Genomic DNA, 1,147 nt, shown 5'->3' on the forward strand with positions numbered 1-1,147 from the left:
GCAATCGAAACACTTCAACACGGCGGAGATATTCACGTCATGTCATCAGAGGAACTACCTACCGTAACCGAGGCAGTAGCTCTCCTACGCTACTGAACGACCAGGCGTATGGGACTGCCCAGCTCTTGTCGACTTAGCGGCCCACAACGGCGGTGTTCCTAGGCGGTTGGTTGAAGATCGATGGGGCGGCGCTGTGCACTGCCCTGGCCCTGGGAAGCGTGGCGATCCATTGCTGTGCGTCAAGGTTGGCGATTCGCCGGTACAGGGTGGCTCTGGACATGCCGAGGTCGCGGGCGACGTGGGAAGCGGGTTGGCCTTGTTCGATGAGTCGGCGGGCGTTGGCGATTTGGCTGTCGCTGAAGATCGGTCGTCGTCCGCCGAGGTCGATGCCGGCGGTGCGGCGTTTGGTGTTGGAGTCGTTGACGCGTTCGCGTTTGATCTCGAGCTCCATCTGCGCGAGGGCAGCCATGACGGTGAAGACCATGGATCCCATGGGGGTGCCAGTGTCGACGTTCCCGCCGCCGAGGTTCAGGACTCGCAGGTTCACCTTCTGAGTTCGAAGTTCATCGGCCAGGGCGAGCATGTTGGAAGTGGAGCGGCCGAGGCGATCGAGGGTGGTGACGATCAAGGTGTCACCTTCATGCAGTGCGTCGAGGGCTTTGTCGAACTGGGGCCGCCGCGCATGAGCACCGCTACGCCGTGGTCGATGTACAGGTCATCGCGGCGGACGCCGGCTGCGAGTAAGTCGGCGACTTGCCGGTCGGTGTCCTGAACGCGAGTTGATACCCGCGCGTACCCGATGAGCTTACCCACGCGGCTCCTCTATGTCGCTTGGTCCCATAATTGTCTCGCAACCTACTTCTCAGTCACGAAAGGATGACCCTATCTAGGAGACAGGGTAGCAAGACACAGAGGGAGTCGCAGTGGCGGGGGAGTGGGGTTGTCTCGTCCTAGTGTGTTGCAACCCTAGGAATACAAGACTTCTTGCAGATTAGTCCATCACTGTGAACTCAGATAGCTCGTTCGAATAGTCCCGCGCAACGGCCTAGATGTACCCGGCCAGGACGTTGGTAGCGGCGAGCCTGGTTGAACTAGGGAGAACCTCCGAGTGGGATGTGGCTTGTCTAAGGCCCACTCCAACTCGGAG

Annotated in this window: 1 pseudogene; it reads right to left on the minus strand. The window is 60.2% G+C overall.

Going from position 1 to position 1,147, the window contains the following annotated elements:
* Window positions 1-241 precede the first annotated feature (241 nt).
* Window positions 242-813: pseudogene (locus tag AC5RTB_RS16555) on the minus strand (recombinase family protein); the annotation flags it as partial.
* Window positions 814-1,147 lie beyond the last annotated feature (334 nt).

The sequence above is a fragment of the Arthrobacter sp. M71 S08 genome (assembly GCF_059089725.1).